The organism is Acidobacteriota bacterium, assembly GCA_039030395.1.
In the GTDB taxonomy this organism is placed as follows: Bacteria; Acidobacteriota; Thermoanaerobaculia; order Multivoradales; family JBCCEF01; genus JBCCEF01.
The window spans coordinates 60,025-74,001 of the sequence record JBCCEF010000024.1 but is presented as its reverse complement, the minus strand read 5'-3'; the positions used below and the strand labels follow the sequence as shown (position 1 = coordinate 74,001).

The following is a 13,977-nucleotide window of genomic DNA, read 5'->3' as shown; positions in this document are numbered from 1 at the left end:
GAGACGCGCCGGGTCAGCCACATCTTCCTGCGCTGGACGGACCCGCAGAATCGTCAACCGGTGCTCGACCGCCTCGCCGCGATTCGCCGGCAGGCCCTCGACGGTCGGCCCTTCGAGCTCCTCGCCCGCGAGCACTCGCAGTCCGAGACCCGCCATCGCGACGGCCTGGTGGGCTTCGTCGAGCGCGGCGTGTTTCCGGCCGACTTCGACCGGGTCGTTTTCGACCTCGAGCCCGAGGTGCCGAGCGAGGTGCTGGCCACCGCCGACGGTGCCCACCTGATCTACGTCCACAACATTCTCGAAGCGCGCGATGTCGCCTTCGAAGACGTCCGCGACCTGCTGCGCCGGGAGCTCCTCGTCGAGCAGCGCTTCGAGCGCCTGCGCCAGGCGGCCGCAGCGGTGCCGGCACCGGACGAGCTGCGGATGATCGACCGCGACCGCCTGCCAGAGCTGATGCGATCGGCACCGGACGAGCAACCGCTACTGCGCGTCGGCGAGGTCCAGGTGACCGCTGGCGAGCTGCGCCAGCAGCTTCTTCCCCTCGGCCGGCAACTCGGCGACCTCGCCGACGAGGAGCTGCCGGCGGACCTGCTCCAAGAGCTGCGGGATCGCGAGATCCTCTTCCAGCACCTGCTCGCCCGAGAGCAGGCCGGCGAAGACCTCGAGCTGCCGGACGAGCAGATCGCGGCGGCCCAGCGGCGCCAGCTGATCCAGCACGAGGCGCAGCGACGGATGACCGAGCGACTCGCCGCCGACAGCGAACTCCTCGAAGGCTTTCGGTCCGAAAACGCGCTGCGTTTCTCCACTCCGCTGCGCTTCGTCATCGAACGTCTCACGGTGCCCGCCGAGCCCGCGGGCATGGCACGCCTGGAGGCCGCCCGGAAGGCTCTCGACGCCGGCACCCTGACGCTCCAAGATCTGGCCACCGAGCTCGGCGGCGAGGTCGAGTCGACCGGATGGGTCAGCTTAGGTCAGCTCGCCGCCGGCGATCGCCGGGCGGTTCAGTTCGCCCCTCTGCTGCGGCCAGGAGAGCACTCGCCGCCCTATGTCGCCGGCCCGGTGATGACCCTGTTCGCCGTTCGCGATCGAGTCGAGCCGGAGGCCCTGCCGCTGGCGGCCGTCCGCCAGCCGGTGATCGACGCCTACCTCGAGCAACACGGCCGGCGCCTCTTCCGCGAGCTCACCGACGAGTTGCTCGCCGAGGCCGGATTCACTCTCGCGGCGTCGCCCTGAATTCGACCGCGAGACCCTGCCACCACTCGGCGATGAAGGCGGCGCGCTGCGCCGCCGCCTTCTCCTCAACCAGGAGCCGGCGAGCGCGAGCGCGAGCCTCGGCGAAGGTCGCCGGCCGCGGCGCTTCGAAGCCGCGCAGCTCGATCAACAGGAAGCGCGAGCGCTGGTCGTCCTGCACCCACTGACTGCGTTGCCCCGGCTGCAGACGTTCGAGAGCTCGCAAGCCATCGATGCCGAGGCGACGAATCACCGCCGATCGCGGCAACCAACCGAGGTCGCCATCGCCCAAGTGAGCCGAGTGCTCCCGGACCAGCTCGGCGAAGGTCACCTCGCCCGCTTCGAGGGCGGCGAGCAAGCCCAGGCCGAGGTCGAGGGCAGGCCGCGGATCGACGGCTTCGAAGGGCAGCTCCAGGAGCCCGAGGCGATAGTGGGCCGGGCGCTCGAAGCGCTCGGGATGGGCCTCGAAGAAGGCCTCGACGTCACGCTCTTCGACGGCGCCGCGACGCTCGCCGACATGCTTTGCCAGCGCCTTGGCGGCCAGCAACCGGGCACGGGACCAGCGTACCTGCTCGGCCATGGCCGCGCTGCCGAGGCCACGCACGGCGACCTCGCGAATCGCCAATCGCTGGCGCAAGAAGGGCTCGACTCGCCGCTCGATCTGATCGCGGTCGAGAGTCCGTAGACGGTCCACGGCGGCCGGAGACGCCGTCTCCTCCGGCAGAGCCAAGACCAGAACCTCGGCGACGGTCAGCCGACCGCCGAGAAACTCCACCAAGACGGCTTCCGGCTCGGCCTCGTCCCCGCTGTTCTCGCCGGATCCATCGAGCCGGCCCCAACGCCAGCGAGGCGCCGCCGCGGCCAGCAGATGCTCCTCCATGGCCGCCCAGTCGCGCCGCGAGGCCTGTTGGCGCAGCGAACGACGGGCGATCTGACGCAGGTCGTCGGCGCTGCGCTCGACCGCTTCGAGCACCGATTCGCAATAGAGCAGGGTGAGACCCTCCGGCCCGGACAGCACCGCGCTGACCTCGCCGGCTTCGAGAGCCATGGCGATGCGGTCGACCTCCGGCCGCAAGTCGCCGGCGCGCACGTTGCCGATCAATCCACCGCGTAGCCGGGTTCGGGAGTCGGACTCGGCCTCCGCCAAGGCGGCGAAATCGGCCCCGGCGAGCACCTGCCGCCGCAGCTCGTCCATGCGCCGTCGTAACGCCGCCTTTTCGGCCGCCGAAGCGTTCTGCGGGAAGCGCTTGAAGAGATTCCGCAGCCGCACCCGCCGCGGCAGGCCACGGGTTCCCTGGATCTCCTCGACCTTGGCTGCGACTTCCGCATCGCCAATGCGAATCGCCTCGTCGACGTGGCGGCGCAGCGCCTGGAGGGCGATCTGCCCCTCGGCCCGGGCGAGGTCGATGCGATGCGCGGGCTCGCGATCGAGGCCCAGGCGCTCAGCTTCCTGCGCCAAGCTGCGCACCAGGAGCAACTGCCGGACGGCTTCTTCCTCGCGGACCGCGGCACCCCCTTCGGGCATGCCGTGCTGGCGCCAGCTGGCGAGCTCTCGGGCCGTCACCGCGGCTCGGAAATGGGCCAGCGCTGGCGCCTCATCCTCGGCCGCGGCGTGGCCGGTGATCGCGACAACGCCCACCAAACCCAGCAGCGAAAGCCACAGCACGCACCGCCGAAGCCGCAGAGAAGCGACCGCCGAGGGCCCGGGTTGGAGTGTCATCGAGATCCGCTCTGCCATGGCGCGGGGCAGTATAGCGACGGCTTTGCGGGTTAGAGTCCCGCCATGGCGTCTCCGGCCCCTCTGAGCGATCGCCCGCGCTGGCGCCTGTTGCTGCTCTGCTTCGTGCTCTCCGGCGCCGCGGGGCTGATCTACCAGAGCGCCTGGATGCAGCAGCTCGGGCTGGTGTTTGGCGCCTCGGAGCTGGCGGTGGCCGCGGTGCTGGCGGCCTACATGGGCGGCCTCACCGCGGGAGCGCTGCTCGCCGGTCGCTGGCTGGTCCACCTGCAGCGGCCCTTGCTCGTCTACGCCCTGCTCGAGGTCGCCATCGCTGGCGCGGCCCTGGCGGTGCCCACCGGCCTCGACCTCGCCACCGACCTGCGCGCCGCCTTCTTCGGCGGCCCCGACCTCGACGCCGTCGGCGGTCCCGGCTCGGGCCTCTTCTACCTCGTCGCCACCTTCGCCGTGCTGGCGGTGCCGACCCTTTGCATGGGAGCGACGCTGCCGATCCTCAGCCGCTGGGCGGTGCGCTCGGACCAGCAACTCGGCCCGCGCATCGCCCTGCTCTACGGCGCCAACACCGCCGGCGCCGCCGCCGGGGTCCTCGCCGGCGCCTTCTGGCTGCTGCCCAAGCTCGGCCTCGGGTTGACCGTCTGGGTCGCCATCGGCCTCAACGGCTTGGTCGCCCTGGCCGCCTGGGGCATGGCGCGAGGCCCGCGAAACTCAACCCCTACCCCGGACGCCGAGGCCTCACCGAGAACCGACTCCCGAAACGAAGCCCCGAGCGGCCAGCGCTGGGTGCTGCCGGCGATCGCCGGCTCGGGCTTCATTGCCTTCGGCTGGGAGGTGGTCTGGAGCCGCCTGCTGGCCCACCTGCTGGGCGGCAGCATCTACGCCTACGGCCTGATGCTGGCGACCTTCCTGGTCGGCATCGCCGCCGGCTCCCTGCTGGCGACGACCTGGGCGCGCGACGCCCGGCGCGCCGGTCTCGGCTTCGTCGCAGCCCAGCTCGGCGTCGCCCTCGGTTCGTGGGGCGCCTTCCTCGCCCTCGACGGCCTCGCCGGCATGCTCCAGCCCGGACCCGAGCGGTTGATGCCCTCGGCCCTGGTCGCCGCCCTCGTGCTGCTTCCCGGAGCGCTGATGATGGGCGCCGCCTTCCCCTGCGCCGTCCGCCTGCGAGCCGCAGGAGCCGGCGCGGCCGGCACCGCCAGTGCCCAGGTCTATGCCTGGAACACCGTCGGCGCCATTGCCGGCGCGGTGGCGGTGGGATTCTTCCTGCTGCCGGCCTGGCGCTTCGCCGGGATGGCGACGGCGCTGATCGCCGGCAGTCTGGCCCTGGCCGCCGTCAGCGCCCAGGCCACTCACCGGCGCCGCGGCTGGAGCCTCCTCCTCGCCGCCGGCGCCGCCCTCGCCCTGCTGCCCCCGCCCACCCCCTGGCGCACCCTGCGCACGGCGCCGATCAGCGGCCGCGTCGCCGAGGGCGAGGTCGCCTACTACGCCGTCGGTCGCAGCTCGACGGTGTTGCTCTACCGCGACGGCCGCGGCCATCGCCTGACCACCAATGGGCTGCCCGAGTCCCTGATCCAGGCTCCCGGCGGCCTTCCCGGAAGGCTGGCGGTGGCCCAATGGCTGTCGCTGCTGCCGGTGGCGGCGAGGCCGGAAGCGCGCTCGATGCTGATCGTCGGTCTCGGCGGCGGCCTCACCGTCACCTCCGTCGCCCCCACCATCGAGCGCCTCGACGTCGTCGAGCTCGAGCCGGCGGTGGTCGCCGCCAACCGCATCATCGCCGGCGAACGGGCGACGGATCCGCTGGCCGATCCCCGCCTGCGCCTCTACCAGGACGACGCCCGCAGCGCCCTCGAGCTCGCCACCGGTCGCTACGACGCGGTGGTCTCCCAGCCATCGCACCCGTGGACCGCCTCCTCCTCCCATCTCTACACCCGGGAGTTCTTCGAGCGGGTCGACCGCCGGCTGGCGGAAGATGGCGTCTTCGTGCAGTGGATCGGCCTCAAGTTCGTCGACGAGCCTCTCCTGCGCTCGCTGGTTGCCAGCCTGAACGCGGTCTTTCCCTTCGTCGAGGTCTACACGCCGGGCAACGGCGGGGCGCTGCTGTTCCTCGCCGGTCGCCAATCCCTCGGACTGGACGCGGACGGCTTCGCGGCGGCTCGCGACCTGTGGCACCGGCTCGGCGTGCTGCAGCCGCAAGACCTCGATCTGGCGCGTCGCCTGACGGCCGACGACAGTCGCGCCTTCGCCGCCGGCGCCGCCTTGACGACGGATCGCCGCAACCGGCTGCAGATCCGCTCGCCAAAGGTGCTGGTGGCGGATCGCCCGCCGAGTGTCGAGGAGCTTTTCGGCGACTACGATCCCCTGCGACCCGCGATGAAAAGCGACGCCGCCGTCGTCCTGATCCGTCGGCTGCTGGGGCGCCGCCAGATTCAGCGGGCGCGGCGACTCGCCTCCGAGATCGCCGATCCGGCGGCCCGCCGCATCGCCACCGGCCTCGTCGACCTGGCCGAAGGCCGCCGGCCGCGCGGACGGGGGGCACTCCTCGGGCCGGCGGTCGGCCCGTGCAGTCCCTCCGACACCACCGAGCGAGAACGGCTGGCGGCGCTCCTCGCCCTCGAACGCCCGGCCGCCATCCGGGGCAACCGGCCGGAGCTGGTCGCGCAGGCCACCTCCTGCGACGACGCCTTCGCGGTGGTGCTCGAAGGCTGGCGCCAGCTCGCCCTGCGAAGTCCCGAGCGGATCGCCGCCTTCGACGACCGGCTCGCCGCCGTCACGGTCGACCATCCCCTCCATGGCGCAGCCACCATCCTGCGCCTCCGATGGCGACGGCAGAGCTCCGAGGCGAACTATCACCGCCAAGGTCTCGGTCTCCTCGAGCCGCTCCTCTCACCGCGACCCCGCGGGCCGGCCCTGCTCGCCGAGCGAGTCCTCCTCGCCGCCGGTGCCGGCGACCGGGACGCCCTCGAAGACGCCCTCGAAGAGCTCAAGAAGGCGCCGCCAGGGGTGATTCGCTCTGCTCTGCAAGCACTCCCGAGGATCAGCACCGAGCGGTCGCCGCCTCGGGAAGTGCTGGAAGAGTTCGTCGCAACATTCAGTGCCGAAAGTGAGGAACCTTGAGCACCTGGAATTTGGTCAGCCAAGCCTGCCGAACATCTGCGCCGAGTACGGAAGAAGGCAGATGAATTGCTAGATCGACAGCCGGTAGCCCACACCTTGATGGCATCTTCCGGGAACATTGAGTGGCGTGGTCTCGGTGTTTACGACCGCCTCAAGGGACATGAAAATACCTAAGGGCTGATGAGCTTGCGATTGACCGCGACGATCAAGGAGAGACAAAGTCCTAAGAGATAGCCGGCTGGTGCAAATAGAAATATCAAGGGAGGTCTTCGTCGAGCGGATTTGACCCACGAGAGACTGCCATCGAACTGCCCACGCACCGACAACACCTTCGTCGGAACCGCTACACCTCCCTGAGTTGTCTGCTTTGATGGAGTTTTGGCGTCAGCTCACCCTCGGAGCCGCGCCGCTGTGGCGTTGATCTCGCGGGAGTCGAGAACCTCACCGTTCATTTGCTGGCGTACCGCGACGATCATCGCCTTGCCGACTTCCGCGTTCGAAGTGGCTCCACCGAAGGCCCGGAGCAGGGGCGAGAGGGGGGTGAACAAGGCGTAGGCGAAACAATAGAGCCTCCCGCGGAGCTGCGCCCCATGGAGCCCACGGATAGAGGCGGGTCGAAACACTACGACGCCCGCAAGGCCCAGCGCTCGCAGCTCGTCCTCGGTGCGTTTCTTCACCCGCGCCCACATCGCCTTGCCGTCCGCGCCCGAACCGGAGTGGAAGCAGAACCACGCGTTGGGTTTCTGCTCGAGCAGCGTGCCCGCCGCGAGGGCGAAAGAACCCCTAGAAGTTGGTTCCCAGCAACCGATTTGAGAGATCCCAGAGGCCGACAGCTCCCTTTTCGTCGTACGCGTGGGGGACGTATCCACCTTGCCCGATGTCGTCGCTCTCGGCCGGCTTCGAAATCCGGCAGTCTTCGAGATAAAGGCCGGTCTTTCCGTTCAAGCTGGCGCTGGTTGCCGCCCAGCACGAAGTTGCCGCACCTTGCGGGATTGTCTTGTACAGGTGTCCGTAGTCCTTTTGCATCTGCTCCATCGTCCCTTGGATGGATGGATCCAGATTCCTGTCCAGCTCAGTCTGAATGCCTCCGGGATGAACCGCGAAGCTGGACACACCGTGCTCTTTCCAGCGGCGGCCGAGTTCGAGGGAGAACCAGATGTTCGCAGTCTTCGACTGACCATAGGCGGCGAGCGGCTCGTAGGGGCGGCGCTCGTAGTTCGGGTCCTCGAGGTCCACCGGCGAGAACCAATGTCCACCGGACGACAGGTTGATCACTCGCGCGGAGCCGGAAGCCTTGAGCGCCGGGGCCAGAAGGTTCGTCAGCAGGAAATGACCCAGGTGATTGGTGGCGAACTGGCTTTCCCATCCCTCGGCGGTGCGGGTGAGCGGCGGTGCCATGATCCCGGCGTTGTTGATTAACAGATCGAGGGTGCCGTGGCTGGCAAGCCAGGTGTTGGCAAACGACCGAACGGTCGAGGGTCTGTCCAGTTCCAGCGAGGCCGTCTCCGGCTTCCGCCCGGTCGCCGAGTGAATCGCTTCGGCGACGCGGGTTAGCTTCTGGGTCGAGCGGGCCACGAGAGTCAGGTCGGCGCCGCGCGCCGCGAGCGCTCGCGCCGTCTCGGCTCCCAGGCCGGTCGACGCACCGGTGATGAGCACGGTTTTGCCGGTGAGGTCCATTCCACTCAGGACGTCGTCGGTGGTTGAAGAACGATCAAAGGTCATGTTCTGTCTCCTGATGGGGTAGATGAGCGCTCTTGCGCGTTCAGTCGGCGTGCTGCGTGAAGAAGCCGTGCATGGTGGGGAACTGCCTCGTGCGTGCAAGAGCTACGATACAAACCCGGACTGACGAGAACTAGACAGCTCTCGATCGATTTTTTGCCTATTTGCCTCAGCGGCCTTGCAATGGGCGGACTCTCAGCAGACAATCCGTCGATGCGGACCGAAATGATCCGGCGGCTTGTCGCCCGCCATGCACCGACCGATGGAGCCCATGACACGCCCCTCGAAGGAATCCAGCTCTTCAGGCTGACCCATCCCGTGGAGCGTCTGCCAGCGGTGTATTCGCCGAGTGTCTGTGTCGTTGTCCAGGGCAGCAAGCGGGCATACCTGGGCGAGGCCGTTCACGTTTACAGTCCGGGTCAATACCTCTGTGCCACCATGCCGATGCCGGTGCAGGCCGAGGCGTCGGCCGCCTCTCCGGAGAAGCCTCTGCTGGGACTGCTCGTCAGTCTGGAGACGAGAGCGTTTACCGAGACCGTGGTCGAATTCGAGACAGCATCAGTCCCCTTACCTCAGGGAAGGTCCGTCGAAATGGTCCCGGGCCTGGCCGTCGTCCGATGGGACAATGCCTTCAGCTCGGCTCTGCAGCGGATGCTCGAACTTCTGGAGGATCCTCTTGCGCTCCGGGTGCTCGGCCCGGGTCGGCTGCGAGAATTCTTCTTTGCGATTCTCCTCGGAGAGGCGGGGTCCTCGATCCGCAGGACATTCGGGTCTTCCCATGGACTGTCTCGCGCTATGAGTTATCTGCGCGAGAATCTCGACAAGTCGCTTTCGGTCAATGACCTCGCCCAGCGAGCCGGAATGAGCCGGGCGGTTTTCGACCGCCGCTTTCGAGAGGCGACCACGCTTTCGCCTCTCCAGTTCATCAAGAAGCTGCGACTGAACGAGGCCGCGATGCAGATCGCTCAAGGCGTCCACATCGGTCAGGCAGCGGGCAGTGTCGGCTACAGCAGCTTCTCCCAGTTCAGCCGCGAATTTCGCCACCACTATGGGGAAGCTCCTCGAGCTTGGGGAAAGCTGGCCCGGACGAGAACCACCGACACCGAGCTTTCGGCTCTCTAGGCGCTCCATCGGCTCGGGGTCCACAGTAGGATGGGTGCTAGGTACTTCTGACCTCGAGAACGGGGATGCTCTTATGCCGTCGAGCACAGGACCGGTGACACCTAGCGCCGCTGCGGTGGCCACTTCCTCCCGACACTTTCGCCTCCGCGGCAGGATCGAAGGTCGGGATCGGACCTTTTCCCTGCGTCGCGGACTCAACCTCATCGGCCGGTCTACGGGTTGCGATGTGCGCCTGTCGAGTAAGGGTGTCTCGTTCCGTCACGCGCGGTTGACGGTGGGTCCGGCCAGCCCCTGGCTCGAAGATCTGGCGAGCAAGAACGGCAGCTTCGTCAACGGCTCACAGGTTCGGACTGCCCAGCTCGCTCCCGGCGATGCTCTATGGTTCGGTTCGGTCGAACTGACTCTCGAGCGAATCGAGTCCGGCGACACCCTCCTAGCGGTCGACCTGACCGAGTCCGATGAAACCAACGCGTCAGAGACCGCCGCCGGGGCGACGGCAACTCGCCGCCGGTGGCTCAACCGCCAGGCGGTCGAGGGGTGGTTGGGAGCGGTCGCCGCGGTGGGGCAGGGACCGAGTGGCCCCGACGAGCTTCAGGCTGCCCTCGGCTCTGTCGCCGCCGCCCTCGGGGTGCGATCCGCCGTGGTCCTGGAATTGCGCGACGAGATCGAGGTGGTGCTGGCGGCGTGCGGCGAGCTCGATCGGCGGCTACCCGCCCGCCTTCGCGGCTGGCTCGCGACGACTCCACCGGCCCCCGAAGGCATCGCCTTCGATGCCTCCACCGGGCCAAAAGGGGAGTCGCTGACGGCGGTCGCACGCCTCGCTGCCGACAGCCCTCCGTTGGCACTCTGTCTCACCGGTGAGTTCGGGGGTCGAGGCGAGAGTCGGTCGTTGCTGACTTTGTTGGTCCGGCTGATCGAGCAGCGGTTGCGGTCGTCGGCCGATGTGGTTCCCGTCGCCAGCGGAGGACTTCAGGGGTCGAAGGTGGTCTTTCCGAGCGGCTATGTGCCCGGTATTTCAGCGGCGATGAGAAGGTTGCACGCGCAGATCGAGCCGCTGGTCGATAGCGACCTGCCGGCGCTGATCCGCGGCGAGACCGGCGTGGGTAAGGAGTGGGTGGCGAGGATCCTCCATCGGTCGTCGAGCCGCCGTCGCGGCCCGTTCGTCGCCCTCAACTGTGCGGCGGTGCCGGCGGAGCTGCTGGAAGCGGAACTCTTCGGCATCGGCAAGGGGGTGGCGACCGGGGTGAACGCTCGCCGGGGGCGTTTCCTCGAAGCGCAAGGCGGAACGCTGTTTCTGGATGAGATCGGCGATCTTCCGCCGGCTCTCCAGCCCAAGCTTCTGCGGGTCTTGGAGTCCGGCGAGCTGTACCCGGTCGGCGGGTCCGCGGTGACGGTCGACGTGCGGATTCTCGCCGCCACCAACACCGATCTCGCCAAGGAGCAGGACGATCGCTTCCGCTCGGATCTCTACTACCGCCTCGCCGGGGTGGACTTGCTCGTGCCGCCGCTGCGTCAGCGCCGGGAAGACATCCCGATGCTGGTTGAGCACTACCTTCGGCGCTTCTCTCGCGATGCCGGCAAGGCGATCCGCGGCATGACGGTCAATGCCCTCCGTTCCCTGCTGGACTACCCGTGGCCGGGCAATATCCGGGAGCTGGTCCACGAGCTGCGGCGACTGGCCTATGTCTGCCCGGTCGGTCAGGCCATCGAGGTATCCCACCTGGCCGATCAGGTCGTTCGCGGGCGACAGAGCACCGGAGCGATATCCACCGGGGCGACTCCTCCGGCGCCTGGGGCCGCCCACGCGCAGGCGGAGGCCATCGAGGTGTCGCCGGCCGGGCCGCCGGCCGCCCCATCCTTCGCGGATTGGCTGGCGACCGCCAGCGATTTGCGGCTCGAACGGATTGAGTGCGCCGTGCTCGCCGAGGCGCTGGGCCGCACCGGTGGCAATCAGGCCCAGGCGGGCCGGCTCCTGGGGATCTCGCGCATGGCCGTGCATCGGCGCCTCAAGCGCTGTAGCGAACGTGGCTTCTGTTTCGAGGCCGGGCCGGCCGCCGGATAGTTGCCCCAACCTACTCAGGCACCTTTTCCTCCGGTTGCCAGGCGCGTAGCCAGGACGCGAGGTCTTCGGCCAGGCGTCGGCTGGCGGCGCTTCCCCGCGGGGGCAGATCGTCGGCCGCCCGGCGGGCCAGGACGACCGCGCGGTCCCGGTCCCGCGCGACGATGGCCCTGGCGAGGCCGAAGCGGGCGCCGGCCGACAGGCCGGAGAGTTCGGTGTTGGCGCCGGTGAGTTCGATCGCCTGCTCGAACAGCGGCTCCGCTGCCGCTGGCCGGCCGAGGGCGAGCAGAACTTCGCCGCGCGCGATCCGGAGCTGGGCTCGGTGGCTGACCGCCGGTGGCTCGAGAGCCTGCGCCTCCAACTCGGTGGCACGCTCGAGTTCGGCGTAGGCCGCGGTGAACTCGCCGCGTTGCAGCAGCAAGCGTCCCCGGGCCGCCGTGAACAGGAGTCGGTGAGGGCTCGCCGGCGACTGTCCGGCCAGCAGCTCGCCGGCGCGTTCGAGGTGCTCTTCGGCCTGTCCGATCCGCAGATCGAGCAGCGCCGATCTCGCCAGGTCGACTTCCACCGGGAGCCTCAGCGGGTGGCCTTCCTCCAGGTCTACGAGCAGTTCGCGGGCGCGTTCGAGCCGCTCCACGGCCTGTGTGGGTCGGTCTTGCGCAATGAGCAGCTCACCCTCCAGAATCAGCGGGTAGGCGAGCATGGGGTGTTCCCGGGAGTACGATGTCTCGAGCACCGCCGAAGCGCGCGCCAGGAGCGGCAGCGCTTCTTGGAATCGGCCGGCGGTGCCGAGGCGGCTGGCGAGATTGACCAGCGTGTTGGCCAGCAGCGGATTCTGCGGACCAAGCGTCCGTTCCTTGAGATCGAGAGCGCGCTGCAGAAAGGTCAACTGCTCCTCGGGGTTCGGTGAGGAGAAGCCGATGTTGTTGAGAATCTCCACCAGCCGTGGGCTGTCCGAGCCCCAGGCTTTCTCGCCTCGGACCAGCGCCTGGCGCCAGTGCTCGTGGGCCTGCGCCGTGTCACCGGCGCCGTAGGCCGTGAGGCCGAGGCTGGCGAGTACGAGGGCGTAGGTCTCGTGCTGGTCCGGACCGAGGCTGTCCAGCGACGCCTCGGCGAAGCGTACCCACCAGTGAGCGCGCTCGGAATCGCCCAAGTAGTAGCCGAAGGCCTCCGCCAGGCGGCCGTACAGCTCAGCGGTGAGCGCCCGGTCCCCTGCGGCGATGGCATCGGCGAGAGCTCGCTCGAGGCGGTCGGTGCCGGAGGGATCTCCGGTCTCCGAAACCAGCCGCCGTCCGAGCAACATCCGCGCCCGAGCCTGAAGTGGGTAGTAGCCCAAGTCCTCGGCGTCGGCTTCGAGGGCCCGAAGCTCGTCCAGGTCGACCGCCTGGCCGGTTCGCGAGCGGACGACCTGCCGCGCGAGCTGGGCTTCCAGGCGCTCGATCTCTCGGCGCACTGCGGGATCGCCGGGCGGCTGTGAGAAGAGCGCCAGCTCGGCGTCGTTGGCGCAGTCCGCGGTCGCTGAGAGGGACTGCGTCGCTTCGGACGCCGACGCGATCACCGACGGATTCCCGGTGAGTAGCAGGTCGACTAGCGCACGGGCCTCCTGGCGGCGCTGCTCCAGGCAGAGCATCCGCAGATCGAGCAAGCGCTCGGACTGGACGCCGCGGACGCGGGTTGCGAGACAGCCCTCGTGACGGATCCCGAGCCACTCGTTGCGGTAGCGATCGAGAGACTCGGTGACCACCTCGAGCGCCTCTTCGGCGACCGGCGATCCACTGCCCAGCAGGGCGCGCTCGAGGCTCTGCCGGCGATCCGGGTCCCATACCCCGGAAAAGGCCTCCTCGGAGTCGACGCAGGGCGGTTCTTCGGCGATGCGTGGAACGAGCCACGGCGACGCCGCCGCCACCCCAAGGGCGAGCAGCCCCGCCACCGCCCAACGCCGGGTCGGCCGCCTCGCCAAGGCCCCGAGCTCCGCCGAGACCTCCGACATCGAGCGAAACCGCCCGCCGGGCGCGGGATTCAGGGTGCGCTCGACGATCGCCGCGAGGCGGGCCGGGATCCGCCGTGAAGCCAGGTTGCCGGCTCGCGTTGCGGTTTCGGACGGCAACCGTCGAGGCCGCCCGTGGAGGGCTTGGCGCAGCGCGATGCCGAAGCTGTACTGATCGGAGAGTTCGTCCGCTTCGCCGCCGGCGACGACCTCCGGCGCCACGAAGCCTGGCGTTCCGGCGTCGTGCCTTGTGTTCTCGCTCGGTGGCGACTCGCGGCGTTTCGGACCCGTGACCGACCTGACCAGGCCGAAGTCGGCGATCCTCGCCCGGCCGTCCTCTCCGAGCAGGATGTTGCCCGGTTTGAGATCGCGGTGGACGAGCCCTGCCCGATGGGCCGCCGCCAGGCCGTCCGCGACCTCGCGGAACACTCCGACCACCGCCTTCCAGCGCGGCTTGTCGCGCTCCAGCCAGCGGCCGAGGTGGCGTCCGCTGACCAACTCCATGGCGAAGAAGACGCTCTCCTCGTACAGGCCGACATCGTAGATTCGAACGACGTTGGGGTGCGCCAGGCGGGCCAGCGCCCGGGCTTCGCGCAGGAGAGCGTTCTGTCCGTCGATGCTGGTGCGGTCATGGCGCACCAGCTTGAGTGCCACCTTGCGATCGAGGTCCGGGTCGTAGGCGGCGTAGACCGTGCCCATGCCCCCGGTGCCGAGGTGGGACAGCACGACATAGCGCCCGATGCGCCCGGCGGGCGGCAGCGCCTTGGCGGCTTCGGGACCGGTGGCGGGTCGCCCGCCGTCTGGCCGGGGTGGGAGCACCGTCTCGGTCGGTTCGCGTTCCGGCGCCTCCTCCGTGGGTTCTGTCACAACTCTCCGATCCTTCCCGGTACGTCCGCGATCCGTTCCTTCCCGGCAAACGGTTCAGCGCCCGGCAGGGTTACAGGTTCCGAAATCGTGCGTCCTCCGCACGAAGTCGTGCCCCTTCCCCGCACGAAATCGTGCGCCGGCGGGGTGCAACTC

8 protein-coding genes are annotated in these 13,977 nt (G+C 69.0%); 4 read left to right on the top strand and 4 right to left on the bottom strand.

The features are described from left to right. A partial coding sequence (locus tag AAF481_17585) for a peptidylprolyl isomerase (GenBank protein MEM7482991.1) occupies positions 1-1,233 on the top strand: 1,233 nt, incomplete at its 5' end. Here the strand turns inward: AAF481_17585 and AAF481_17580 are convergent. Then, positions 1,211-2,950: a peptidylprolyl isomerase gene (locus tag AAF481_17580; GenBank protein ID MEM7482990.1), complete on the bottom strand. Its 1,740-nt coding sequence runs from the start codon at positions 2,948-2,950 to the stop codon at positions 1,211-1,213. The genes AAF481_17585 and AAF481_17580 overlap by 23 nt on opposite strands. A 63-nt stretch (positions 2,951-3,013) precedes the next feature. Between AAF481_17580 and AAF481_17575 the strand changes: the two genes are divergently transcribed. Further along, positions 3,014-6,073 (top strand): fused MFS/spermidine synthase, encoded by a 3,060-nt coding sequence (locus AAF481_17575; protein MEM7482989.1) that lies wholly within the window; start codon positions 3,014-3,016, stop codon positions 6,071-6,073. A 389-nt stretch (positions 6,074-6,462) separates the two neighbouring features. Here the strand turns inward: AAF481_17575 and AAF481_17570 are convergent, their stop codons facing one another. Together AAF481_17570 and AAF481_17565 are read right to left on the bottom strand one after the other, a co-directional pair. Next, on the bottom strand, positions 6,463-6,750 hold the full coding sequence (locus tag AAF481_17570) for a hypothetical protein (protein MEM7482988.1): 288 nt from the start codon (positions 6,748-6,750) through the stop codon (positions 6,463-6,465). A gap of 106 nt (positions 6,751-6,856) precedes the next feature. After that, positions 6,857-7,795 (bottom strand): SDR family NAD(P)-dependent oxidoreductase, encoded by a 939-nt coding sequence (locus AAF481_17565; GenBank protein MEM7482987.1) that lies wholly within the window; start codon positions 7,793-7,795, stop codon positions 6,857-6,859. Positions 7,796-7,888: 93 nt separating this feature from the next. Between AAF481_17565 and AAF481_17560 the strand changes: the two genes are divergently transcribed. Together AAF481_17560 and AAF481_17555 are read left to right on the top strand one after the other, a co-directional pair. Next, positions 7,889-8,914, top strand: coding sequence for an AraC family transcriptional regulator (locus AAF481_17560; GenBank protein ID MEM7482986.1), 1,026 nt, complete (start codon positions 7,889-7,891; stop codon positions 8,912-8,914). Further along, positions 8,841-10,976 (top strand): sigma 54-interacting transcriptional regulator, encoded by a 2,136-nt coding sequence (locus AAF481_17555; GenBank protein MEM7482985.1) that lies wholly within the window; start codon positions 8,841-8,843, stop codon positions 10,974-10,976. The genes AAF481_17560 and AAF481_17555 overlap by 74 nt, the downstream gene beginning before the upstream one ends. 10 nt (positions 10,977-10,986) lie before the next feature. On the opposite strand, the gene AAF481_17550 is transcribed toward AAF481_17555, so the two are convergent. After that, on the bottom strand, positions 10,987-13,824 hold the full coding sequence (locus AAF481_17550; GenBank protein ID MEM7482984.1) for a protein kinase: 2,838 nt from the start codon (positions 13,822-13,824) through the stop codon (positions 10,987-10,989). Between the last annotated feature and the right edge of the window lie 153 nt (positions 13,825-13,977).